Annotated in this window: 25 protein-coding genes; 17 read left to right on the top strand and 8 right to left on the bottom strand. The window is 65.5% G+C overall.

Annotated features, from left to right (window positions below; all coding sequences use genetic code 11):
* Entirely contained in the window at positions 1-1,443 is a 1,443-nt protein-coding gene (pntB, locus tag J2S45_RS06310; protein WP_300048100.1) for a Re/Si-specific NAD(P)(+) transhydrogenase subunit beta, read from the top strand.
* Positions 1,444-1,939: 496 nt separating this feature from the next.
* Here pntB and J2S45_RS06305 read toward each other — a convergent pair whose 3' ends face one another.
* The 7 genes from J2S45_RS06305 to J2S45_RS06275 form a co-directional block, all read right to left on the bottom strand.
* Complete coding sequence (locus tag J2S45_RS06305) at positions 1,940-3,046, bottom strand: IS1249 family transposase (RefSeq protein WP_307634858.1); 1,107 nt, start codon at positions 3,044-3,046, stop codon at positions 1,940-1,942.
* A gap of 463 nt (positions 3,047-3,509) precedes the next feature.
* A complete protein-coding gene (rpsT, locus tag J2S45_RS06300; protein ID WP_270975357.1) occupies positions 3,510-3,776 on the bottom strand; it encodes a 30S ribosomal protein S20 in 267 nt (88 codons plus the stop codon).
* Between the two features lie 256 nt (positions 3,777-4,032).
* Entirely contained in the window at positions 4,033-4,242 is a 210-nt protein-coding gene (locus J2S45_RS06295) for a CsbD family protein (protein ID WP_270975358.1), read from the bottom strand.
* Between the two features lie 82 nt (positions 4,243-4,324).
* Positions 4,325-4,930, bottom strand: a complete 606-nt coding sequence (locus J2S45_RS06290) for a type II toxin-antitoxin system PemK/MazF family toxin (RefSeq protein ID WP_307635433.1) — start codon at positions 4,928-4,930, stop codon at positions 4,325-4,327.
* 11 nt (positions 4,931-4,941) lie between these two features.
* Positions 4,942-5,430 (bottom strand): PH domain-containing protein, encoded by a 489-nt coding sequence (locus tag J2S45_RS06285; RefSeq protein WP_307634857.1) that lies wholly within the window; start codon positions 5,428-5,430, stop codon positions 4,942-4,944.
* Between the two features lie 95 nt (positions 5,431-5,525).
* Complete coding sequence (locus J2S45_RS06280; RefSeq protein ID WP_296930382.1) at positions 5,526-6,161, bottom strand: hypothetical protein; 636 nt, start codon at positions 6,159-6,161, stop codon at positions 5,526-5,528.
* 13 nt (positions 6,162-6,174) lie between these two features.
* Positions 6,175-6,795 carry an HAD-IA family hydrolase gene (locus J2S45_RS06275; RefSeq protein WP_307634856.1) on the bottom strand — a complete coding sequence of 207 codons (621 nt, stop codon included), beginning with the start codon at positions 6,793-6,795 and terminating at the stop codon, positions 6,175-6,177.
* A 102-nt stretch (positions 6,796-6,897) separates the two neighbouring features.
* On the opposite strand from J2S45_RS06275, the gene lepA reads away from it, so the two are divergent.
* From lepA to J2S45_RS06255, 4 genes are read left to right on the top strand one after another with little or no spacing between them, the layout of a single operon-like run.
* Positions 6,898-8,757, top strand: coding sequence for a translation elongation factor 4 (lepA, locus tag J2S45_RS06270; RefSeq protein WP_296930376.1), 1,860 nt, complete (start codon positions 6,898-6,900; stop codon positions 8,755-8,757).
* A 1-nt stretch (position 8,758) separates the two neighbouring features.
* On the top strand, positions 8,759-9,550 hold the full coding sequence (trmB, locus tag J2S45_RS06265) for a tRNA (guanosine(46)-N7)-methyltransferase TrmB (protein WP_307634855.1): 792 nt from the start codon (positions 8,759-8,761) through the stop codon (positions 9,548-9,550).
* Positions 9,543-10,709 (top strand): radical SAM family heme chaperone HemW, encoded by a 1,167-nt coding sequence (hemW, locus tag J2S45_RS06260; RefSeq protein ID WP_307634854.1) that lies wholly within the window; start codon positions 9,543-9,545, stop codon positions 10,707-10,709. Before trmB ends, hemW begins: the two co-directional genes overlap by 8 nt.
* A complete protein-coding gene (locus tag J2S45_RS06255; RefSeq protein WP_307634853.1) occupies positions 10,706-11,317 on the top strand; it encodes a hypothetical protein in 612 nt (203 codons plus the stop codon). The genes hemW and J2S45_RS06255 overlap by 4 nt, the downstream gene beginning before the upstream one ends.
* On the opposite strand, the gene J2S45_RS06250 is transcribed toward J2S45_RS06255, so the two are convergent.
* Positions 11,289-12,143, bottom strand: a complete 855-nt coding sequence (locus J2S45_RS06250) for a DUF3097 family protein (RefSeq protein WP_307634852.1) — start codon at positions 12,141-12,143, stop codon at positions 11,289-11,291. The two genes, J2S45_RS06255 and J2S45_RS06250, sit on opposite strands and share 29 nt — an antisense overlap.
* A gap of 81 nt (positions 12,144-12,224) precedes the next feature.
* Between J2S45_RS06250 and hrcA the strand changes: the two genes are divergently transcribed.
* From hrcA to uppS, 12 genes are all read left to right on the top strand, one after another.
* On the top strand, positions 12,225-13,256 hold the full coding sequence (hrcA, locus tag J2S45_RS06245) for a heat-inducible transcriptional repressor HrcA (RefSeq protein ID WP_307634851.1): 1,032 nt from the start codon (positions 12,225-12,227) through the stop codon (positions 13,254-13,256).
* Positions 13,257-13,266: 10 nt separating this feature from the next.
* Entirely contained in the window at positions 13,267-14,382 is a 1,116-nt protein-coding gene (dnaJ, locus tag J2S45_RS06240; protein WP_307634850.1) for a molecular chaperone DnaJ, read from the top strand.
* On the top strand, positions 14,379-15,098 hold the full coding sequence (locus J2S45_RS06235; RefSeq protein WP_307634849.1) for a 16S rRNA (uracil(1498)-N(3))-methyltransferase: 720 nt from the start codon (positions 14,379-14,381) through the stop codon (positions 15,096-15,098). Before dnaJ ends, J2S45_RS06235 begins: the two co-directional genes overlap by 4 nt.
* Positions 15,099-15,108: 10 nt before the next feature.
* Positions 15,109-16,062: a PhoH family protein gene (locus tag J2S45_RS06230; RefSeq protein WP_296930353.1), complete on the top strand. Its 954-nt coding sequence runs from the start codon at positions 15,109-15,111 to the stop codon at positions 16,060-16,062.
* A gap of 5 nt (positions 16,063-16,067) precedes the next feature.
* On the top strand, positions 16,068-16,580 hold the full coding sequence (ybeY, locus tag J2S45_RS06225) for an rRNA maturation RNase YbeY (RefSeq protein WP_270975375.1): 513 nt from the start codon (positions 16,068-16,070) through the stop codon (positions 16,578-16,580).
* Positions 16,573-17,826, top strand: a complete 1,254-nt coding sequence (locus J2S45_RS06220; RefSeq protein WP_296930348.1) for a hemolysin family protein — start codon at positions 16,573-16,575, stop codon at positions 17,824-17,826. The genes ybeY and J2S45_RS06220 overlap by 8 nt, the downstream gene beginning before the upstream one ends.
* Complete coding sequence (gene era, locus J2S45_RS06215) at positions 17,819-18,727, top strand: GTPase Era (protein ID WP_307634848.1); 909 nt, start codon at positions 17,819-17,821, stop codon at positions 18,725-18,727. Before J2S45_RS06220 ends, era begins: the two co-directional genes overlap by 8 nt.
* Positions 18,724-20,214, top strand: coding sequence for a G protein-coupled receptor family protein (locus J2S45_RS06210; RefSeq protein ID WP_307634847.1), 1,491 nt, complete (start codon positions 18,724-18,726; stop codon positions 20,212-20,214). Before era ends, J2S45_RS06210 begins: the two co-directional genes overlap by 4 nt.
* Positions 20,215-20,266: 52 nt before the next feature.
* Positions 20,267-21,034, top strand: a complete 768-nt coding sequence (locus J2S45_RS06205; RefSeq protein ID WP_307634846.1) for a PP2C family protein-serine/threonine phosphatase — start codon at positions 20,267-20,269, stop codon at positions 21,032-21,034.
* Positions 21,035-21,207: 173 nt separating this feature from the next.
* Complete coding sequence (gene leuA / locus J2S45_RS06200; RefSeq protein ID WP_307634845.1) at positions 21,208-22,977, top strand: 2-isopropylmalate synthase; 1,770 nt, start codon at positions 21,208-21,210, stop codon at positions 22,975-22,977.
* A 31-nt stretch (positions 22,978-23,008) separates the two neighbouring features.
* A complete protein-coding gene (recO, locus tag J2S45_RS06195) occupies positions 23,009-23,749 on the top strand; it encodes a DNA repair protein RecO (protein ID WP_307634844.1) in 741 nt (246 codons plus the stop codon).
* Positions 23,742-24,461, top strand: coding sequence for a polyprenyl diphosphate synthase (gene uppS, locus J2S45_RS06190; RefSeq protein ID WP_307634843.1), 720 nt, complete (start codon positions 23,742-23,744; stop codon positions 24,459-24,461). Before recO ends, uppS begins: the two co-directional genes overlap by 8 nt.
* Positions 24,462-24,495: the final 34 nt, after the last annotated feature.

Genomic DNA, 24,495 nt, shown 5'->3' with positions numbered 1-24,495 from the left:
ATGAGCGATATCTACACTTTCGTGGGTTTCTGGCAGCTGAGCTTCCAGTCGCTTGCCTACATCGCAGCCGCCCTGCTCTTCATCCTCGCGCTCGCGGGATTGTCGAAGCAGGCCACGGCGCAACGCGGAAACCGGCTTGGCATGCTCGGCATGTTCCTCGTCCTGGTGGCGACCATCACCATCCTCATCTCCTTCTCCGATCAGCAGGGCGTGGTGGCAGCCCTCATCATCGTGGCCCTTGGAATCGGTGCGGCCGTCGGCATCCCACTCGCTCGCAAGGTGGAGATGACCGGCATGCCCGAACTCATTGCCATGCTGCACTCGTTCGTGGGTCTGGCCGCGGTGCTCGTGGGCTATAACTCCTTCATCCTCACACCGGGCGCGGACACACCTGAGAACGCCTTTCACATGGGGGAGGTGGGCCTGGCGGTGTTCATCGGCGCGGTCACGTTCACCGGCTCGATCATCGCGTTCCTCAAGCTCTCGGGTCGCATGTCCGGCAAACCGCTCACCCTTCCAGGGCGCAACTGGCTCAACCTCGGCGCCATCCTCGCCTCGCTGGCGTTTATCATCTGGTTCGCCCACACCCGCAGCATCGGTTCCGGGATGATCCCACTGGCCCTGCTCACAGTTGTCGCACTCCTGCTCGGCCTGCACCTCGTGGCGGCGATCGGTGGCGGCGACATGCCGGTGGTCGTGTCGATGCTGAACTCTTACTCGGGCTGGGCCGCCGCCATGGCCGGCTTCACGCTTGGTAACGATCTGCTCATCATTGTGGGCGCGCTCGTGGGATCCTCCGGCGCCTACCTGTCCTACATCATGTGCCAGGCGATGAACCGCTCCTTCATCTCCGTCATCCTCGGCGGCTTCGGCTCCGATGGTGCGGTGGCCGAGGAGCGCGACTACGGCACCCACCGTGAGATCACCGCACCCGAGGTAGCCGAGATGCTGGCCACCGCCCACAAGGTGGTCATCACCCCCGGCTATGGCATGGCGGTGGCGCAGGCCCAGTACCCGGTCGCCGAACTCACCCGGCGTCTGCGCGAGGCGGGCGTCGACGTCTCCTTTGCGATCCACCCGGTTGCCGGTCGCCTACCCGGACATATGAACGTCCTCCTGGCGGAGGCGAATGTCCCCTACGACATCGTCTACGAGATGGACGAGGTCAACGACTCGCTGTCCGAGGCCGACGTGGTGCTTGTGATCGGTGCCAACGACACGGTCAACCCGGCGGCCGAGGAGCCGGGCTCGCCGATCGCCGGCATGCCGGTCATCAAGGTCTGGGAGGCGAAGAACGTCATCGTATTCAAACGCTCGATGGGCAACGCCGGATACGCCGGCGTGCAGAACCCGCTGTTCTTCAACGAGAACACCGCGATGCTGCTCGGGGACGCGAAGGATTCGGTGGATCAGATCAACGCGGCCCTCAAGGTCAACGCCTAGGACCACCTGCAATGCCCCCGCATTATCTCAGTCGTATCACAGCGCAGAGATAATGCGGGGGCACGCACTTCACGAACCATTCGGTTGGGCCTGCCGCCCTGTGTCACGCATCTTGTCGGTTCTCTTGCCGCGATCCTACCCAGTAGGACAATCCCACCATCAGGGCGGCGAACAGCACGCCTGCCACGGGCCAGATAATCCAGGATTGACCCCAATCCTCTGTGATGAAACTGTAGGCAAAGAACCCCGTCATAACGAGTAGCCAGTACACCCCAGAATTTGCACTCATACCGACGCGGTCCTCACAGCAGGCATCGCCGATGACGGTTCCAGGTTCTCTCCGCAAAGGAGTGCTCCAAGCATGGCTAAATCGTTTCTGGCGTGGTTGTCGACGAGCTGCGCACTCAGCTGAACCGGAAGCCTTCGACCGCAAGCCTTCGATGTGATGGCGGCTTATAGGCCAAAATGTGTTGGTTTCGGTTTAGTAGGTTTCGTGTCAGGTTCCGTTGTGGTGGAAGTCGGTCCAGTTAACTGCGGTTCCCCACCTGTCGATCTCGGCTTGTGCTTGGGCGCGGTGGCTGGCCTTGTCGAATTGGTCAATGATCTGCTGGTCGGTGATCGTGGTCTTGAGGATGTGTGCTGGGGTGGCAGGGGTCTCGGTGTGCTGGTAGCACCACCACAACACGGTCTTGACCTGGTGATCAAGACTCATGCCCCGGTGGGCTCGTAGCACGCAGCGTAGTTGGGTATTAATCCCGCCCTCGATCAGGTTCGACGTCCTGGGAATGGGGTCACCTTCAAGGTCAAGGGCGGGATCAAGGAAGGTGAACAGCGTGCCTTGTTTGACCAGCGTGTTGAGGCAGTTCTTGGCCTGGATCAGCCGGGCATGGGTGGGAACGAGGCGTCCGTCTGGTAGCCGGGTGCGCTGGGCGAGGAACTGTTTGTAGGTGGTGTTCCAGGCGGCGAGTTTGCTCATCCATGCCACTGCCTGCTCATAGGTGGCGACCTCGAGCAGGGCTTGAGCAAGACCGTAGAGATCAACACCTGCCTGAGTGCGTGGCCGGGTGGTGGTCTTACGCTTGACCGCGCTATAGGCGTGAAAGACGCAGCGTTGGATCCGGGTTCCAGGCCAGGTAGTCTTCACCGCGCTGGCGATGCCTTGCCCACCATCACACACGACAACATCTGGGGGCGCGATCCTCGACATCAGCGCTTGCCAGGCGCGGGTGGTCTCGCCCTTGGCCACGTACCAGCCAAGCACGTGAGTCTTGGTACACGCGATCAGGACGACCAGCTTGTGGGACAGGTAGATCCCGTCAACAAAGACCACGTGGCTGACTTCGTCGACCAGTGGGGAAACTGGCCATAGATGCCAAAATGGTTCGTTACGCCGTCGTATGGTGCGTGCCTTGGGCCCGTAATCGGCCAGGGTGTGTTTGCCGGTGACGAAGTCTAAAAACGCACTGAAATGCCGGGCGCGGGTATCGTTACGCCGAGACTGGCTTGCCCCACATGTTGGACAGCGCAACCTTGGCCTACCTGCTCGAGTTGAGCCCCATTTTTGCGTCGTGCCACCACAGATTTTGCATCGAGGATTTCCCATCCCCACATTCAAGCCGATTCAAACCCCGACCTTGCCACGGAATATCAATCAAAAACCGGGATAAAACCAACACGACCTGGCCAACCAAGAACTCAAGTCACAACCAGTCCAACCCCCACCTTTCGGCTTTATAGCAACGAAAGACAGCCCAAAAACCAACACAACCTGACCTATAAGCCCACGTTCATCAACAACACCCCCGCCACCACCAAGCCCAAACCCGAACCTGAGCCCGACGGGCCAGCCTACATCGACAACGCCATCAACACCCAAGCCCCCTGGGACGACGGCCTGACCATCCACCAAGGCTGGGCAGGACACTAACGACACGCCCGGATAAGACACATTTTTTGTCTATTAACCCACAACCTGACCTATAAGCCGTGATGGCAGACTGCTCCGGCCGGTGCGCGGGCATGAAAAAGGCGGCGGACATGAGTCCGCCGCCTTTCGAGGCTAAAGCTTAGCCGTCGATCTTCGCAACAAGCTTGGCGAGCTTCGACTTGCGGTTCGCCGCCTGGTTGCGGTGGATAACACCCTTGGAAACAGCCTTGTCGAGCTTGCGGGAGGCGACGCGGAGTGCCTCCTGGGCCTCCTCGGCGTTGCCAGCAGCGGCGGCCTCGCGCGTCTTTCGAACGAGGGTACGAACCTCGGTCTTGACGGCCTTGTTCCGAAGACGGCGCTTCTCGTTAGTCTTGTTTCGCTTGATCTGGGACTTGATGTTTGCCACTGATGAACTCTTTCGTTGTGAATGATGGCCCCGTGATGGGCCGCGGGTCGGTGAGGGCATACCATCTTCGGACTGAGGCGTGGGGAGCCCGTGGAAAGAAGATTGGCCGGACCTTTCACCCGACCAGGTTCAAAGTCCAATTGACTACTTTAGCAAAGCAAACGGCACCGCAAAAGTGAGGCCAGATGCGGGTTGTGGTGCATCTGCTCACGTTTGCGGCGCCGTGGCAACTATGCGTGGGGCGCTGATAACAGTGCTACTTGTCGCCCTTGATCTTGTCGATCGCCTCGTTGACGAGGCCCTTGGCCTTCTCGCCGGCCTCGCTGGCGGTCTTCTTCACGTCGGCCAGGATCTGATCCTTCTTGCCCTCGAACTCGAGGTTTTCGTTCTCGGTTGCCTTGCCGGCCGTCTCCTTGGCCTTGCCGCCGAGATCCTTGGCTTCGTTCTTGATGTCCTCAAAGCTCATGGTTGCTCCTTCTACGTGGGTCGAAGCCGGTGGCTTCCTTACCCTTAACAGTGTAGTGGGCCTACCTTGGAAAAGCCTGGCATTAGCCGTGGAGTTCCGTGAGCGCGCTCACGACGGCGTCGTAGCGCTCCCGATCCAGCGTGGCTCCCTCGCGGCGAACCTGGGCGACATGGGCCACGAGCAGCCGGTCGAGGCGGACCTCCGATTCGCGCCCGCGCGGATCCCATGCGCCACGCCCGATGTCCATCCACGTCCGGCCCTGGCTGGCCTCGTAGCGCGCATAGCTGTCGTGGTCCTTGCTCGACATTTGTACGAAGACGACGTGCTCCTCGTATCCGGCGAGCACGAGCACGGGCCGATCCTTGCCGCGCCCGTCGTTTTCGTCGAAGGGCACCCACGCCCATACCACTTCGCCCGGGTCGGGAAAGCCGTCGGGGAGTGGGGAGTAGTCGAACTCGGGTAGCCCGATGCGCGATACGGGCCACTCGATGGCGTGCTCGGTGGGCCCGGGCAGGGTTGCGCCTCGCGGCCGCGTCCGCGGGACAGCCGGCGGTCGGCGTTGCGCCGAACCGCCTCCAGATCTTCCCGTCCCGCCAAGAGCGCGGACGATTTCGTCTCCCGCCTTGCGCGCCAGTTCCCGCCCGAGCGTGCGGCCGGCGGAGGCGACGGCCCGGCGCAGCGAGTCCATGAATGCCACGGCTACTCGTCCTCGCCCTCGTCGAGGAGCTCGATGAGGGTCACGTGCAGACGCTCGACGTCGGGCACATCGTGGAGCGTGACCGGGTTTCCGGCGGAGGTTTCGAGGATCAAGGTGCCGCAACCGAAGACGCGGTCAATCATGTCGCGCTCGTAGGAGGCGCTCGAAATCCGGGAGAGCGGGATGTCATGGCCGGTCTTGTTGAGGATGCCAGTGCGGGTGATGATCCGGCGATTGGTGACAGTGAACGTGCTCGTCATCCACTGCAGCCAGGGGATTACGAACAGGAAGAGCGCCAGGAGCGCCGCGGTGGCGCCGGCGGCCCAGTGCGCCCACGGGCTCACGGAGTCCGGCAGGAAGACGAGGGCGAGGACGAGCGCCACCACCACGACCACGAGGGCGAGGATGTTCGGGAAAATGGCCTTGACGTGCTCACGCATGTGGCGGATGACGTACTCGTCGGCGGCCAGGAGCTTCTTGTTAAATCCCATACCTCCATTTTGCCACACGCCCGGGCTCGACCTCGTGCCGTGGTCACGACGCCGTCGCCAGAGGTGTCCCCGACGCCCGTGGTGCACGTTGGCCGCTACAGCCAGATGGCGAGGCCGACGATAATGAGCACGGCGATGATGGGCAGCGATGCGAGGGTGAGGCCGGCGGAGAGAATCGTCCAGCGCAGGTCGTCCTTCAGGTGCGGGACGTTCTCCACGCCACCGGCCTGGGCGATCGCGGCCCGCTGTGCTGCCTCCAGCCGAGAAAGGAACGTGTTTTTACGCTGGGCGGCCTCCCGCTCGGCGTCGGCCTGGCGCTCCTTGGCGCGCATCCGCTCGATCTCCTGCTCCATGCCCTCCTCGCGGCCGAGCGGGTTGCCGTATTCGTCGATGACGATGCCCTCACCCGCCGTGCTCGCGATCTGGCCGGCAGACTCGGCCTGGGGTCGACGCCCGTAGCGCGCCCTCAGTTTCTCGGTGTACGCCTCCATGAGGCGTTCGAGCCGGGAGCGTCGGACAGCGAAAAAAACCAGGACTGCGCTGAATACCACGCACGCGGCGAACGGGATCCAGGCGGCGGTAGAGGAACCGTTCCTGCCGGCACCCACACCGACGAACGCCAGCAGCACGTTTGCTACGGCCGCGGTGGAGACAAGTGCGCGGCCGGGTAGCCGGGTCAGCCGCTCGATGAGGGGCAGGAAAACGTTGAGGGATCCGGGTCCAAGGCTCATGGCAGAAATTATCTCACACGCGCTCACCGATCAGCGCCAGCACGTCGCTGAGAGAGGCAAGGGTGCCTGCCTCTTCGCCGCGGTGATCGAGCAGATAGCCGCGGATTCCGGCGGCGGTGGCGGCCTCGACGTCGATCGGCCGATCGCCGAGCGCGATGACGGTGGCCGGGTCGAGGTGGTGGCGCTCGATGAGAACCTGGTACATCTGCGGGGAGGGCTTGCGCTCGTAGCCGTCGGGGGCACACACCATGTCGTCCACCTCGATCCCGTGGGCGGCCAGCAGGTTCTCGGCCGAGCGGCGGTCGCGATGGGTGGCCACGAGGTTGAGCCCTCCGGCGTCGTGAACGGCGCCAAGCACGCGGCGCGCCCCGCTCATCAGCGGAGCCGGACGGGTTCTCCACGTTTCCTTGAGCTCCGCATAGCCGGCGTGGAGGGCGTCTAGGTCAGCGCCGTAGAGCTGGTGGAGCTTGTTCATCGCGTGCTCGATCGATACCGAGCGCAGGGCAGCCACCTCGGACAGCTGGGCGTCGCTGGGCGCACTCGTGCGGTACCCGATCCGCGCGAGCAGGTTGTCGACGGCGGGGTAGGTGTCGATCAGCGTGCCGCCCATGTCCCATAAGATGGAGGAATACATGGGACAAGTCTGACACGTGCCGCCCAATTTCACACGGCCCATTCGGCGATCGCCGCGAGCACGCTGGTATCGTGGATGAGGACTGTTACTTGAAGGAGACTCGTGCCCGTTTCTACCTCTGCTGAGCTGGCCAAGATCCAGCCCGCGTCCACACCGGCCGCGCAGATTCGAAATTTCTGCATCATCGCCCACATCGATCACGGCAAGTCGACGCTTGCCGACCGGATGCTGCAGCTGACCGACGTCGTCGCCGAGCGTGAGATGCGCGCCCAGTACCTCGACCGGATGGACATCGAGCGCGAACGCGGAATCACCATCAAGTCCCAGGCGGTGCGGATGCCGTGGACGGTGGACGGGCAGGCCTACGCCCTGAACATGATTGACACCCCCGGCCACGTTGACTTCGCTTACGAGGTTTCCCGCTCGCTCGCCGCCTGCGAGGGGGCGATCCTGCTGGTGGATTCGGCGCAGGGCATCGAAGCCCAGACCTTGGCTAACCTCTACATGGCCATCGAGAACGACCTCACGATCATCCCGGTTCTCAACAAGATCGACCTACCCGCCGCGAACCCGGACAAGTACGCCGCCGAGCTCGCCTCCCTTATCGGCTGTGACGCCGATGATGTCATACGGGTCTCGGGCAAGACGGGGCAGGGCGTGGATGAGCTGCTCGACCGGATCGTCGCAGAGATACCTTCCCCCACGGGCGACCCGGATGCCGAGGCGCGCGCCATGATCTTCGACTCCGTCTACGATTCCTACCGCGGGGTTGTCACCTACGTGCGCGTGGTGGACGGGAGCCTCACCCCGCGCCAGCGGGTGCAGATGATGTCCACCCACGCTAACCACGAGCTGCTCGAGATCGGCGTCATCTCGCCCGAACCCAAGCCGGCCGCCGGGCTGGGCGTGGGGGAGGTGGGCTACCTCATCACGGGTGTGAAGGAGGTGCGTCAGTCGCGAGTCGGTGACACGGTCACCGATGCGCGCAAGCCGGCTAGGAGCCCGCTTTCTGGCTACCGCGATCCCAAGCCCATGGTCTACTCGGGTATCTATCCCATCGACGGCTCGGACTACCCGGCACTGCGCGACGCGCTAGACAAGCTCAAGCTTAACGACGCCGCCCTCGTCTACGAGCCGGAGAACTCGGTGGCGCTCGGCTTCGGGTTTAGGTGCGGATTCCTCGGCCTGCTCCACCTCGAGATTGTCACGGAGCGCCTCGAGCGCGAGTTCGACCTTGACCTGATCGCCACCGCGCCCTCGGTCATCTACCGGGTTGTCGCTGAGGGCGGGGTGGAGCACGTCGTGCAAAACCCCTCCGAGTTTCCTGATGGGAAGATCGCCGCGATCTACGAGCCACTCGTCAACGCCACGATTCTCACCCCCTCCGACTATGTGGGCACCACGATGGAGCTGTGCCAGCAGCGCCGCGGCAGCCTGCAGGGGATGGACTACCTGTCGGAGGACCGTGTGGAACTGCGCTACAAGCTGCCGCTTGCCGAGATCGTCACCGACTTCTTCGACCAGCTCAAGTCGCGCACCAAGGGCTACGCCTCCCTCGACTACAAGGAGGAGGGCGAGCAGCAGGCGGACCTCGTCAAGGTTGACATCTTGCTCAACGGGGAGAAGGTCGACGCCTTCTCTGCCATCGTCCACCGCGACAACGCCTACCACTACGGCGTGGAGATGACGGGCAAGCTCAAGAGCCTCATCCCGCGTCAACAGTTCGAGATCCCCGTCCAGGCCGCCATCGGCTCGCGCATCATCGCCCGCGAGACGATTCGCGCCCTGCGCAAGGACATGCTCGCCAAGTGCTACGGTGGCGATATTTCCCGCAAGCGCAAACTGTTGGAAAAGCAGAAGGAAGGAAAGAAGCGCATGAAGTCGATCGGCCGCGTGGACGTGCCGCAGGAGGCTTTCGTCGCCGCGCTCTCCTCCGAGATGCCCGAGTCGAAGAAGAAGTAGCATGTCCCAGCCGCCGACTCCCGAGCAGAACCCGAACTACGGCCGGATCATGTCCTTCACCCGGCGCGGCTCGCGCCTGGGGGACAAGTACGAGAAGGTCATGGAGCAGTATGGACCGGCCTACGTCATCGACTTTCCAAGCGGCCCGGCCCAGACCACCATGGCGCAGGACGTCTTCGTCGACCTGCGCGCCGCCTTCGGGCGTTCGGCCCCCCTCGTGGTCGAGATTGGGCCCGGCAGCGGGGAGCAGACGATGTCGGCGGCACTGTCCCGTCCGGAATGGAACTTCCTCGCGATCGAAGCCTGGTCACCCGGGGTGGCGCGCTGCGTGAACGCGGCCGTGCGCGAGGGCGTGCAGAACGTGCGGATCATGGAGGTCGACGCCGCCCAGGCCCTGCCCATCCTCTTTAGGCGTGGCGAGGTGGAGAACCCGCGCGCGCGGGAGGTGTGGACCTTCTTCCCTGACCCCTGGCGTAAGAAGCGCCACCACAAGCGCCGCCTGGTCAGCGACGACTTCGCCGAGACGGTTGCCCTCGTCCTCGAGCAGGGCGGGGTGTGGCGCATGGCGACGGACTGGGCGGACTACGCCTGGCAGATGCGCGACGTCGTGGCCAACAGCCCCCATTTTTCCAACCCGTACTCGGAGAAGAACCCTGACGCCGCCGATCAGGGCCAGTACCGGGGCGGCTTCGCCAAGCGTTGGCCGGGCCGGGTTATGACTCGCTTCGAGTCGCGCGGAATCGAGGCCGGGCGCAAGATTTACGACATCGAGGCGATCCGCGAGCGTGACTGAGCTCGGCCTTGAAACTGTGCGGGTGGAGGGCCTGTCCGCCTACGTCCACGTGCCTTTTTGCTCGGTGCGTTGCGGGTACTGCGACTTCAACACCTATACCAACCTCGACTTCGGCGGGGGCGCGAGCGCTGCGCGTTTTGCGGACACGATCGTGCGCGAGATTGAACTCGCCCGCGATCTGCTCGGCTCGGCCGGCCCGCTACGCACGGTCTTCTTCGGCGGCGGCACCCCGACAATGTTGCCCGCGTCGGATCTGGCGGCTGTGCTCGCGGCGCTCCGCGACGCCTTCGGCGCACCCGAGGGGGAGGTGACCACGGAGGCCAACCCAGAGACAGTCACGCCGCAGGTGCTCGAGTCCCTCGCCCGCGCCGGCTTTACCCGGTTTTCCTTCGGCATGCAGTCCGCCGTGAGTCACGTTCTCGCCGTACTCGACCGCCGCCACACCCCCGGCCAGGTCGAGCAGGTGGCCCGTTGGGCGCGCGAGATGGGCCTGGAGTTTTCCCTCGACCTCATCTACGGCGCACCGGGGGAAACCCTTGACGACTGGCGCGCCTCCCTCGACGCCGCCATTGCGCTCGAGCCCGGCCACATCTCCGCCTACGGCCTGACCATCGAGGAAGGCACGAAGATGGGAGCCCAGCTCCGGCGTGGGGAGATCCCCGCGCCGGACCCGGATGTGCAGGCCACCAAGTACGAGATGGCCGACGAGGCGCTGAGCCTAGCGGGCTACCAGTGGTATGAGGTGTCCAATTGGGCCAAGCCCGGCAGGCGCTCTGAGCACAACCGTGCCTACTGGACGAACGCCAACTGGTGGGGATTCGGCCCCGGCGCGCACTCCCACCTTGATGGCCGGCGGTTTTGGAATGTTAAACACCCCATCGCGTATGCCGGCAAGCTGGAGGCGGGCGAGCTGGCGATCGCCGGGGGAGAAATCCTGAGCGCGGCTGAGCGGCGCGAGGAGGACATCATGCTGGGCATCCGCCTGCGCGAGGGCATCGAGGTGGGCGCCACCCCGCGAGCCGTCGTCGCCTCGCTGATCAATGACGAACTGATCGACCCGGCCGCCGCCTTGGCGGGCCGCCTGCGCCTGACAAGAAAGGGCCGGCTGCTGGCCGACGTCGTGACCCGAACCCTGTGGGACGCCGAGGAGGCATCATGAACCGCGACTACATCGTCTACCTTATCCTCGCCCTGCTGATCGGCATCCCGCTGATCTACACGGCCATCGCCCTGATCTCCAAGAAGTCCGCCGGGACGTGGGATGAAAACTCCCGGCGTAAGGGGGCCATGCGCGCTGAGGGCTGGCGGGTGAAGGACACCGTAGACAATCTTGCGCTTTTCCTTCTCGACACCACGACGCCGCCTGCCCACTGGCCGCTGCCCGTGGGCGCGCCGGGCGTGGAGGCCGTCAGCTCCGGCCGACACGCAATGACGTGGCGGGCGGGGACGTTCGTGGCCCCGTCGGTGGGCAGCTTCCTGTTTTTCGCCCTCGAAATCCCGCAGCGAAGCGACGGCACCGAGGTCGAGTTCGCCGAGGCGCTCGTTCGCGTCCGGGGCGGCTTGGAGTGGGAGGGCGAGTCCGCCTGGGCTAACGACGCCGTCGCCGCCTTCCTGCTATCGTGGCCCGGCTTGCGCGCGGCGCACATGATCGGCAAAACGGTGACCTTCATGTTCGACGAGGGCGGGGAGAAGGTCGAGCGGCTCAAGGAGGTCGCGGCTTACGCCGAAGGGATCGTGCCTAGCCTTCCGGATGAGGTGTGGGTCTAGCGGCCGTCACGAAGTCGATGAGTTCTTCCATCCGACCGAGGAAGGCCGGCTCGAGGTCGCGGTAGTCGCGCACCGCCGCCAGGATTTTCGCCCAGCCCAGCCCGACGTCCTCGACTGTCGCGTGCGGCCAGCCCATACGGGCGAGGGTGCCCTTCTTGATGTCCTCCCCGCGTGGAACCTGCGGCCAGGCCTTGAGTCCGACGACGCCGGGCTTGATCGCCTGCCAGACGTCCACGTAGGGGTGACCGAGCACGAGCACGCCCTCCATCGCGGTGACCTTGGCGGCGATGCGGGCCTCCTTGGAACCCGGGATGAGGTGGTCGAGCATGATGCCGGCGCGCTTGGATTCCGAGGGGCCGAAGACGGACAGGATCTGGGGGAGGTTATCCGCGCCGAAGAGCTCCTCGATCATGATGCCCTCGTAGGCAAGGTCGGAGCCCCAGATTTTGGAGATGAGCTCGGCGTCGTGCTTGCCCTCCACCCAGATTCGGGAGGCTTTGGCCACGCGCGCCTCGTGCTTGACGTGGAAGGATCCGGAGGCGGTGATCTTCGGTGCGCGGCGGATCGCTTTGGGAAGGGGCGGGATAAGGTTGACGGCCTCTCCCTCGAGCCAGAATCCGCGCCCGAGCGGGAAGCCGCGCCGTCGCATCTTGGCGTCCTCGAGCTCCATTTGCCATTGGCCGGCCACCTTGCCCACCTTGATCACCTCGCCCACGTAGCCGGAGGCGACGTCTTCGAGAACCATGCCCACCTCCACGGTGACGTCGCGGATGCGGGAGGCGGGGGCGGACAGGACGTCCTCGCCGTAGCGGTCGAAATAGCTCATGGGCCTAGGGTAGCGCGTGGGAGGGGACTGGGATATTTGGCGCGGGAGGCGTAGAATTGGCACTCGAGTTATGAGAGTGCTATGTGGGGAGGCGTGATGGCGACTGATCGACAGGCGAGAGTTTTGAACGCCATCGTGCAAGATTACGTCAAGACGGGCGAACCGGTTGGCTCGCGCGCCGTCGTCGAGCGGCACAATCTGGGGGTCTCGCCCGCCACCGTCCGCAACGACATGGTCTCGCTGGAGGAGGCCGGCCTCATCCACCAGCCCCACACCTCCGCCGGGCGGGTTCCCACCGACGCCGGATACCGGCAGTTCGTGGATCAGATCGCGTCCCTCAAGCCGCTCTCGCGTGCCGAGCGCAACGCGATCAAGCGGATGCTGTTCGAGGCGGTGGACTTAGATGAGGTGATCACCCGCGCCGCCGCTCTCCTGTCCTCGCTGACCAACCAGCTGGCGATGGTGCAGTACCCCTCGTTGCGGCTCACAGCCCTCCGCCACATTGAGCTGGTCCCCCTCACCGACACCCGCGCGCTGGTGGTCATCATCACCGACGCGGGCCGCGTGGAGCAGCGCATGGTTGGCTTCCCGGCCGCGCTCAGCGAGGAGGACCTGGTGACCCTGCGCCGGGTGCTGAACGCCGAGCTGGAAGACCTCCACGTGGCGGGCCTGGCTGCGGCGTTGGGCCGGGTGGAGGACGGCCTGGCCGAGGCGCTCAAGCCGGCCGCCCGCCTCGTCGTGCAGGTGGTGGAGGAGACGCTACGCAACGAAGCCGAGGAGCGGGTCGTCGTCGCCGGGACCGCGAACCTGACCCGGTACGCCATCGACTTCGGATCATCCGTCTTCCCGCTCCTCGATGCGATCGAAGAGCAGGTGGTGCTGCTACGCATCCTCGCCCACCAGGAGGACGGCCTTCACGTGGGGATCGGCAGGGAGAACTCGAGTGATGCCCTGAGCGAAACCTCTGTGGTGTCCACCAACTATGTGGGCGCGGACCAGCAAACTTTGGCCCGGCTTGGCATTATTGGACCGACGCGCATGGACTACACGGCGAACATGTCCTCCGTCTATGCGGTGGCGAAATACCTATCTGACATTTTGGCAGCTAACTAAAAGGGAAATTGTGGCAGATTATTACGAGGTCTTGGGGGTCGCCCGGAACGCGACCCAGGCTGAGATCAAGAAGGCCTACCGAAAGAAGTCGCGCGAGCTTCACCCCGACAACCCCAACGGCGGCTCAACCGAGAAGTATCAAGAGGTCAACAACGCCTACGAGGTGCTCTCCAACCCGGACAAGCGCCAGATGTACGACCTTGGCGGGGAGGACGCACTGCGCGGCGGCGGGGCAGGCTACAGCCCCGGCTTCGAGGGCTTCCAAGATATCTTCAACACGTTCTTCGGCGGTGCCAATACCCGCCGCGGCCCGGCCTCGCGCGCCCGGCGCGGCCAGGACACGCTCGTGGTGGTGACCCTGACCCTCGAAGAGGTCGTGTTCGGCGCCGAGAAGACGATCAAGCACGAAGCCGTGGTCGAGTGTCCACACTGCCACGGGAACATGGCCGAGCCGGGTACCGAGCCCGTGCCGTGCACGAACTGCGACGGCACCGGCTCCGTTCAGCAGGTCACGCAGTCGCTGTTTGGGCAGGTCATGTCGCAGACGGTGTGCGGGCGCTGCCAGGGATACGGCACGATCATCGTCACCCCGTGCGGGGAGTGCTCCGGTGAGGGGCGCATCCGCGCCAACCAGCCGGTCACCATCAAGGTCCCGGCCGGCGTCGAGGAGGGGATGCGTATCCGCCTCCAGGGGCGCGGGGATGCCGGGCTGGCGGGCGGCCCTGCCGGTGACCTCTTCGCCCAGGTTCAGATCGAATCCGACCCGGTCTTCACCCGCTCCGGGGACGACCTACTCTGCACGCTCCAGGTGCCGATGACGGCGGCCGCGCTCGGCACGAAGCTGGAGATCGACACCTTCGACGGCGAGCAGACGATCTCGCTCGATCCGGGCACGCAGGCGGGCTACGTCACGACCCTTCCGGGCCTGGGAGTGGGGCGCCTCCACCGAGGCGGGCGCGGCGACCTCAAGGTTCAGGTCCAGGTACTCACCCCCACCAAGCTTGACGCCCGCCAGCGCGAACTGCTCGAGCAGTTCGCCCACGAGCGCGGGGAGGAGGCGGGCGAGCTCGTCAACTCCAGCCAGTCCGTGTTCGGGCGCATCTGGGATCGGCTCTCGGGTCGATGACGCTCCCGGTCTACATCGACCCCGACCTCGTCGACGCCGAGCAGGTCAGGCTCGCGGGCCCCGAGGCCCACCACGCCGCCGTCGTGCGGCGCACGAACGTGGGCGAGCGGATCGACGTCGTCAATGGCGCGGGGTTGCGCGTCACGATCGAGGTTGATTCGGTGACCAAGGGCGAGGTCCGCGGCCGGCGGGTGGCCTCCGTCCAGGAGGAGCCGGCACGCCCCCGCCTCACGCTCGTCCAGGCCCTCGCCAAGCGCGGCCACGACGAGCAAGCGCTCGAGACGTGCACCGAATACGGCGCCGACGCCTTCGTCCCGTGGATGGCCGAGCGATCCATCGTGCGCTGGAGCGGGGAGAAGGCGCGCAAGGGGCAGGCTCGGCTGGCGGAGGCTGTGTGGGCGGCCACAAAGCAGTCCCGGCGCGCCTACCTTCCCCGGGTCCACCCCCTCCACACGAGCGATCAGCTGGCCGAGGCGATTGCGCGCTTTGACGGGCTCGCTCTCGTCTGCCACGAGGAGGCGACGACGCCGCTTGTGGACCTGCTGCCCATCGAACGTGACGTCATGATCGTCGTCGGGCCTGAGGGCGGGATCACGCCCGCGGAGCTCGCGGCTTTCCAGGAGGCGGGTGCGACGGCGGTGGCGCTGGGCAGGCACGTCATGCGCTCGGCGACGGCGGGGGCGTGGGCGAGCGCCGTCGTGCGGGCTTACCGGTAGAATGAACGCGATGGAAGCTACAAAGACTGTCACCGTCCCCGACCGGGTGCCGATGATCAACATCCTAGGTCACCGCGATGAGGTGTTGCGCGCCCTCGAAAAGGGGCTGGCGCCGGCCGGTTTGCACGTCCTCGGGCAAAAGATCACGATCCGCGGGCCCGAGGCCGACGTCGACCTGGCAGTCGACCTGATCGGCGAACTGATCTCCGTGGCAGCGATGGGGGAGCACTTGACAGTCGACGCCGTCGATCGGGCACTGGCCATCATGCGCTCGGGGCTGGCCAAGCCCACCGACCTGCTCAACTCCGACATCCTCACCAATCACGGCAAGACGATCCGCCCCAAGACGCTCGGGCAGAAGGCCTACGTCGACGCGATCGACGACAACACGATCGTCTTCGGCATCGGCCCGGCCGGTACGGGCAAGACGTACCTGGCGATGGCGAAGGCCGTGGTGGCCCTCCAGCGCAAGGAAGTCTCACGCATCATCCTGACCCGCCCGGTGGTGGAGGCGGGGGAGTCGCTCGGGTTCTTGCCCGGCTCGCTTAACGACAAGGTCGACCCATACATGCGCCCGCTTTACGACGCGCTTTACGACATGATCGACCTTGACGCGATCCCGAAGCTGCTCGCGGCGGGCACGATCGAGGTGGCGCCGCTGGCCTACATGCGCGGGCGCACGTTGTCTAACGCGTTCGTCATCCTCGACGAGGCGCAAAACACCACGCCGGAGCAGATGAAAATGTTCCTCACCCGCCTAGGTTTCCACTCGAAGATGGTGGTCACGGGAGACCTGACCCAGGTGGACCTGCCGTCGAAAAAGACCTCCGGCCTGATGCTGGCCCATAGGATCCTGCGGGATGTGGATAAGATCGCGTTCATCGAGTTGGGTTCGGCCGACGTGGTGCGCCACCGGCTGGTGGCTGACATTATTGACGCTTACGCACGATACGACGCCGAGTGAGGAAAATGATTGAGGTAAACGACGAATCAGGCTTCGAGCCTGCCGTGGGGGTGACGGAGGTCAGCGAGCTCGCCGCCTACGTGTTGGAGCAGATGCGGGTCCACCCACACGCCGACCTGTCGGTGATCTTCGTGGACGAGGAGGCGATGGAGCGCCTGCACATGGAGTGGATGGATCTGCCCGGGCCCACGGACGTACTGTCCTTCCCGATGGACGAGATCCGCCCCGCCCCGCTCGGCACGGAGCCCAAGCCCGGGATGCTGGGCGACATCGTGGTGTGTCCGTATGTGGCGAAGAAGCAGGCCCTGCGTTCCGGGCACGCCACCATGGAGGAGATCCTCCTTCTTGTCACCCACGGTATCTTGCACCTGCTCGGTTACGACCACGCCGAGCCCGCGGAGAAGAAGGAAATGTTCGACCTCCAACGCCGCCTGCTACTGACATTCCTCGCCCGCAAGCCCCACGACTACGGCTCGGGCGACATCGACGACATCGCCCCGACGGTCGACGATGATTGAGTCCGAGGTTTCGCTCGCCCTGGCTAGCGTGGTCGCCATCGTGGCCCTACTCGGCACGGTTCTGACGAATATCACGCTGCAGGCCCTGCACACGATCACGCACCCGCGCGTGCGCCAGGCGCAGGAGGAGGGTAACGCCGGCGTTCACCTGGCCCGGATCTACGACCGTCGCCCGGCCACGCTCGCGGCGGTGACGGCGCTCCACAACGTCTTCCTCATATTGCTCGGCCTGGGCATGTTCACGCTCATCACGGACTATCTGCACGCCGCCTGGCTCGTGTGGATCGCCACCCTTGCCCTCGCGATTGTCGCCCTCATAGGGATGGGCCTCCTTCTGCCCGCCCAGCTTGGGGCGAAGTATCCCGTCCAGGTCCTGCGCGTGGGCGACGCTCTGCTCTGGCCGCTGGCCCGCCTCGGGTCCCTCTTCGTGACCCGCCGTGAGACGGCGGAGGAGGATCGCGAGACCCGTTACGAGGACGAGCTTCAGGTGATGGTCGAGCGGGTCTCGGAGTCGGAGGTGCTCGAGGATGACGAACGATCGATGCTGCACTCCGTCTTCGAGCTGTCCCACACGATCGTGCGCGAGGTGATGGTCCCGCGCACCGATATGATCTCCATCGATTCCAGCGAGGACCTTGACCACGCCCTATCGCTCTTTACCCGTTCGGGCTTCTCCCGGGTTCCGGTGATCGGCGAGTCCTCCGACGACCTGCTGGGTGTGCTGTATCTGAAGGATGTGGTGCGCCGCATTCACCGCCGCACCGACACCGAGGGCCTGCTGGTCACGGACGTCATGCGCGAGGCCCAGTTCGTGCCGGAGTTCATGCTCGCCGACGACCTCCTGGCCCACATGCAGGCCACCCAGAATCACATCGCCTTCGCGGTTGACGAGTGGGGCGGCATCGCCGGCCTCGTCACCATCGAGGACCTGCTCGAGGAGCTGGTGGGCGAGATGGTCGACGAGCACGACAAGGCGCTGCCCGAGATCGAGCAGATCGACGACGGGGTCTACCGGGTCCCCGCCCGCATGCCCATCGACGAGGTGGCCCACGTGTTCGGAATCGACTTCGATGATGACGACGTGGAGTCAATTGGCGGGCTTTTGACGAAGGGCTTGGGTAAGATACCGATCTCAGGATCGCAGACGACGATCGCGGGCCTGGTGCTGAAGGCGGACCGCTTCGAGGGGCGGCGCAAGCGCCTGGTGAGCGTCATTGTGAAGAGAGCGCAGGAAGAAGATGAGTGACTTTCCCGAGAATTTCAAGGCCGGTTTCGTCTCGGTGGTTGGCCGTCCGAATGCGGGCAAATCGACGTTGCTGAACGCGATGGTGGGCACGAAGATCGCCATCACCGCCGACCAGCCCGAGACCACCCGCCGGGTCATCCGAGGCATCGTCCAGCTGGATGCCGGCCAGCTCATCGTCGTCGACACCCCCGGCTTGCATCGCCCCCGCACCCTGCTTGGCGAACGTCTCAACGACATGGTGGGCGAGGCACTAGCCGACGTGGACGCCGTGGCGCTGTGCATGCCGGCCGACGAACCGACCGGCCCGGGCGACCGCTTCCTGCTCGACCTGGTGAAGAAGACGGGCGCCCCGATCCTCGCCGTCATCACCAAGACGGACAAGGTGACCAAGGATGCGCTCGCCGAGCGCATCATGGAGGTCTCCCAGATGCACGAGTTCGCCGAGATCGTCCCCGTCAGCGCCGTGGCCGGCGAGCAGGTGGGATTGCTGGCCGACCTGCTGCTCGAGCGCATGCCGCCCAGCCCCCCGCTTTACCCGCGCGACTCGCTGACGGACGAGACGGAGGAGGAGCGCATCGCCGAACTCATCCGCGAGGCCGCACTGGTGGGCGTGCGCGAGGAGCTGCCGCACTCGATCGCCGTCGTCGTCGACGAGATGGAGGAGCGCGCGCGGCGCGATGGTGAGCCGGTGCTGGCGATCCACGCGAGCCTATACGTGGAGCGCGAGTCGCAGAAGGGCATCATCATCGGCCGGGGCGGGTCGCGCCTGAAGCAGGTGGGGCGCCAGGCGCGCGAGTCGATCGAGGCGATGGTGGCCCGCCACGTCTACCTCGACCTCTACGTGAAGGTGGCCAAGGACTGGCAGCGCGACCCGAAGCTGCTCGGGCGGCTCGGGTTTTGATCAAGCTCCGCGGCCGTAAACCCCCGCTTGTCTTGCTGTGGGTGCTTGCCGTCCTCGTCCTGGGCACGTGGGGGGCGTGGGCGGGACCCAACTGGAACCCGCAGCCGATGACGAATCTCATCGTCCCCGAAACCCCCGACACGTCGATTGTGTCCTCGGCTCGCACCGCTCCGCTCGGAACCTACGAGGTGGCCGTCTCGGTCCACGAGGTCGCCATGGAGGATGGAACCACGATCGAGGTGACCCTACGCGAGCCGGTGGGGGTGGAGGGGCAGAGCCCCGGCGTCGTGTTCATGCACGGGACGGGAACCTCCACCCACAAGGCCTTCGAGCAGCACGCGACCTGGCTCGCCTCCACCGGGATCGTCACGGCGGTGCCGGACAAGCTGCTCAAGCACTACACCACCTTAGATCGCGACTACATCGGGCTCGCCCGCGGCTACGATACGGTGGCGAGGTGGCTACGCGAGCAGGACTCGGTCTACTTTCGCGACGTGGGCTACTACGGAGAGTCCGAGGGCGCTCTCGTGGCACCCGTGTCGGTGGTCGACGACGCCGAATCGGCCTTCCTCATCCTCGTCTCCGACCCGGCAATGCCGATCCGCGACCAGGGGGCGCTCGCGGCAGACGCCTACCTGCGCAACGTGGGAGTGCCGCGCGTGATCTACCAGGGAATTCCGCGTCTCATCGGGGGTGCGCTTGCCGCCGGTGACTTCCAGTACGCCACCTTCGACCCGCGCCCCTACCACAAGCGCATCACCGTGCCGGTCATGATGGCCTACGGAACCAACGACCTGTCGATGCCGATCGTCCAGGGCCCGATCGAGGTGGGGGAGAGCCTGCGCGAGGCGGGCAACAACGACCTCATCGTGCGCTACTACGAAGGTGCCGACCACGGGCTGCGAATCGATGGTGAACTGCAGTCAAAGCCCTTCCAGGACATCTCGGACTTCATCAACGGCCTGCCCTCCTCCGCATGGCTGGGCCCCAAGGTTGCCGGCGCTCAGCCCCGCCAGGCGTTCACCGCCCAGACGCTCGACACGCCGCGCTGGTTCGGTTCGGGGGACGCGATGGTCGCGATCCTCGCCTCGGGCCTCATGCTGACGTTCATCGGCGCGCTGGCTGTGCTGGCGGGCCGCTTCGGCGTCGGGCCCCGGCAAGACTATCGGAACGTGGGCCGCCCGATCCTCATCAGCGCCCTGCTCGTGACGCTGACCTGGGTGGCATTCCTGGCCTATCTCGTGGCCGTCGCGATGCTGGCAATGAGCTACGAAACGAATCGCTGGGTGGTCCAGGGCGGCATCCTCGCGGTCGAACTGCTGGGCCTGTCCGCCGTCTACTTCCTCGTGCGGGCGCTCGCGACCTGGCACGCCCACCCCATGCAGACCCGGCGAGCGGGCGGGGACCTTCGGGTGATCTTCACCGGCCAGATCCTGCTACTGTTTGCGCTGGCCTACTGGGGGATCTACCCCTCGCCGTTCTTCTAGCTCGCTCGTTGCCGGCGTCGTAGGATAGAGGGACGAATGGAGAAGGGGAATCGTGAGGCCAAGACTGACCGCCACCACGGTGTGCGTGAGCGACACCGGATCCGTCCGCGCGCGTAACGAGGACCGCTTCTTCGCCGGTCCCCACTTCTTCGGTGTGGCCGACGGCATGGGCGGGCACACGCTGGGGGACGTGGCGGCCCAATACGCGGTTGACATGCTGGGCGGCGCGCTGGGCGATCTTGAAAGGGCGAGCGGCGAGGCCGAGGAGGAAGCCGTCATCTCGGCGGCGCTCGCGAGGGCCGCGACGTCCATCACGGAGCACGTGGACGGGGAGTTCCTCAACACCCAGACTTTGGTGGCGGGTATCGGTCCGACGGCGGGCACCACGGTTGCCGGTGTTTACCTCGGGCGGGCACCACTCATCTTCCACGTGGGTGATTCGCGCGTCTACCGTTACCGGGACGGCGACCTGCGCCGACTCACGCGCGACCACTCGCTTGTCCAGGAGATGGTCGACGTCGGCCAGATCACCGACGCCGAGGCACACGTCCACCCCCAGAAGAACATCATCACCCGGGCGGTGGGTACCTACGGTCCGCCAGAGGTGGACTTCAGCCCGGCGATGCTGGCCGAGGGAGACTTCGTGCTGTGTTGCACCGACGGCCTGCACGATGAGCTGACGGACTACGAGATCGCGATGATCCTGCTCAAGGCGGTCAACATGGACGAGGCCGTCCACCTGTTGCGCGACGAGGCACTGGCCGCAGGTGGGCACGACAACGTGACGATCGTGTTAGCGCATATGGGCTACGAACACTAACGCGCCACCGGGCCCCGCCCACAACGTGGGATGCGGCTTGCACCCGACCGCCCGGCGGGTAGGGTAGTGCCATGTTCTTGCTCCTGCTTAGTTGCCGCGGGGAGGTCACCGGCTGACACCTCCCCGCGGGTATTCGTGTTGGCTAACCACTCGCAAGACTTAAGGGAGAAACCATGAAGACAGCAGGCTTTGGAACGCAACAGCAACCCTCGGCGATGCCTATCGGAAAGTATCGTCATTTCCTCGACACGAACCCGGTCAGCCTTCCGGACCGCACGTGGCCGAACAACCGCATCACGAAGGCTCCGCGGTGGCTGTCCACCGACCTGCGCGACGGCAACCAGGCGCTCATCGACCCGATGGACCCGGCCAAGAAGCGCAAAATGTTTGACCTCCTCGTGGCAATCGGCCTGAAGGAGATCGAAGTGGGCTTTCCCGCGGCCTCGAAGGCGGACTTCGACTTCGTGCGCTCGCTGGTCGACGACGACGCCGTGCCCGAGGACGTGACGATCTCGGTGCTGACCCAGAGCCGGCCGGAGATCATCCACCGCACGGTCGACGCCCTGCAGGGCCTTCCGCGCGCCACCGTCCACCTCTACAACGCCACCGCGCCGGTCTTCCGGGAGGTCGTGTTCAACATGAATCGCGAGCAGATCAAGCAGCTCGCCGTCTCCGGCGCCCAGGACCTCGTCTCCTACATGGAGAAGAGCTTTGACGATGACACGATCGTCGGCTTCGAATACTCCCCGGAGATCTTCGTCGACACTGAACTCGACTTCGCCCTCGAGGTGTGCGAGGGCGTCATGGACGTATGGCAGCCGGGCCCGGACCGGGAGATCATCCTCAACCTGCCCACCACGGTCGAGCGCTCGACCCCGAACGTGTACGCCGATCAGATCGAGTGGATGAGCCGCAACCTATCTAGGCGCGAGTACATCGCCCTGTCCGCCCACAACCACAACGACCGCGGCACCGGGGTCGCCACCACCGAGCTGGCGATGCTTGCCGGCGTCGACCGGGTCGAGGGATGCCTGTTCGGCCAGGGCGAGCGCACCGGCAACGTGGACCTGGTGACCGTGGCCCTTAACCTCTTCTCCAACGGGATCGACCCCCAGCTCGACCTGTCGAACCTGGACGAGATCCGCCGCACTGTTGAACACTGCACCCAGATGGAGGTCCCGGCGCGCGCGCCGTATGGCGGTGACCTCGTCTACACCAGCTTCTCCGGGTCCCACCAGGACGCCATCAAGAAGGGCTTCGCGGCGCGCGCCCGCAAGGTCGTCGCCGCGGGCGGCGACGAGAACGCCGTGCCGTGGGACATACCCTACCTGCCGATCGACCCGAAGGACGTGGGCCGCTCCTACGAGGCCGTGGTCCGCGTCAACTCCCAGTCCGGCAAGGGCGGGGTGGCCTACCTGCTGTCCTCCACGCGCGATCTCGACCTGCCGCGGCGCCTCCAGGTGGAGGTGTCCAACCTTGTCCAGCACCGCACCGACGTGTTCGGCGGGGAGGTCACGGCCGACGAGCTGTGGAAGATCTTCGTCGACGAGTACCTGCCCTACACCGCAGCTGAGGGCCTGCGTCCGTGGGGTCGCTACTCCCTGCGCGGGACCACGGTCACGACGGCGGACGAGGGTCACCAGACAGTCCTGACCGTCACGCTCACCGAGCGCGACGGCGAAAACACGACGGATCGCACGGTAGCGGCCACCGGAAACGGCCCCATCGATGCATTCACCTCGGCGCTGGCCAAGCTCGGCATCGAGGTCGGGGTGCTCGACTACGCCGAACACGCCCTGTCCTCGGGCGGGGACGCCACGGCGGCCTCCTACGTCGAATGCGAGGTCGGCGGCCAAGTGTTGTGGGGTGTGGGCCTCGACCCGTCCACCGTCACCGCGGCCTTCAAGGCGATCGTGTCCGCCGTCAACCGCTCCCTGCGCTAGCTTCACCCGCCGCGGCCCTATAATGGGGCTCATGAAGACCTACCGTGACGATGCGATCGTGCTTCGCTGCCACGATCTGGGCGAAGCCGATCGCATCATCACGATGCTCTCGCGCCACAACGGTAAAGTGCGGGCGGTAGCCAAGGGCGTGCGACGCACCAAGTCCCGCTTCGGCGCGCGCGTGGAGCCCTTCTCTATGGTCGACGTCCAACTCTACCGAGGCCGCACCCTCGACACGATCACCCAGGTCGAATCCCGCAATCAGTATGGGCGCACGCTGGTTGAGGACTACGACTCCTACACGTGTGCCTCGGCCATGCTCGAGCTGGCCGACCGGCTCACCGGCGAGGACCCGGATCCGGCGCAGTTCGCCCTCCTCCACGGGGCGCTACACGCGCTCGCGACCCGCGCACACATCCCCTCGTTGGTGCTTAACTCCTACATGTTGCGCGCCATGGCACTGTCGGGCTGGGAGCTGGCGGTCTTCGAATGCGCCAAGTGCGGAGCGCCCGGCCCGCACGAGGCCTTCCACGTCCAGAGCGGCGGGGCGGTGTGCGACGACTGCCGACCGGCCGGCTCCACGATCCCGTCGGTGGAGGCCTGGCAGCTCATTGGCGCGCTGAGCGTGGGGGACTGGGCGATCGCGGACGCGTCAATCCCGGCCGCGCGTCGTCAAGCCGCGCCGCTCATCGGGGCGTTCGTACAGTGGCAGCTGGAATCGAAGGTGAAGTCGCTCGCGCTGGTGAGCGCGGAAGGGGGAGGCCATGGCTGAGGCACGCCACGTGGCGATCGTCATGGACGGCAACGGACGCTGGGCTAACGCGCGCGGGCTACCGCGCACGGAGGGCCACCGTGCGGGCGAGGACGCGCTCATGGACGTCATCTCCGGCGCGATCGAGGAGGGCGTCAAGGTGCTTTCCGTCTACGCCTTCTCCACCGAAAACTGGCGCCGCTCCCCACGCGAGATCGCCTTCCTCATGAACTACTCGCGCGACGTGATCCGCCGCCGCCGCGAGGAGCTACGCTCATGGGGTGTGAAAGTGGTGTGGTCGGGCCGCCAGCCGCGACTGTGGCGCTCGGTCATTAACGAGCTCCAGGCCGCCGAGCGTTACACCGCCGAGTGCGAGACCATGACCTTGAACTTTTGTTGCAACTATGGTGGGCGTAACGAGATCGCCGACGCCGCAATGGATCTGGCCTACGACGTGAGGCGCGGGCTTGTCGACCCCCACCAGGTCACCACGGAGCTACTCGGGCGTTACATGTACCAACCCGACCTACCCGACGTGGATCTTTTTATCCGCACCGGCGGCGAGCAGCGCACCTCCAACTTCCTCATGTGGGAGTCCCCGTATGCGGAGATGATGTTCGTGGACGAGCCGTGGCCGGACTTCGATCGGGCATCGCTGCACCGGTGCCTGGAGGTGTTCGCCGGGCGCGAGCGCCGTTTCGGCGCCGCGAAGGATGCCGTGGCGGGGGACTGACGTTACCGTGCGCGTGAAGCGCTCCCGCTAGGTG

Origin of the sequence: Trueperella abortisuis (genome assembly GCF_030811095.1) — a bacterium.
Classification (GTDB): Bacteria; Actinomycetota; Actinomycetes; order Actinomycetales; family Actinomycetaceae; genus Trueperella; species Trueperella abortisuis.
Note: the sequence above shows the minus strand (reverse complement) of the source record. Positions and strands in the feature narration are given on the sequence as shown.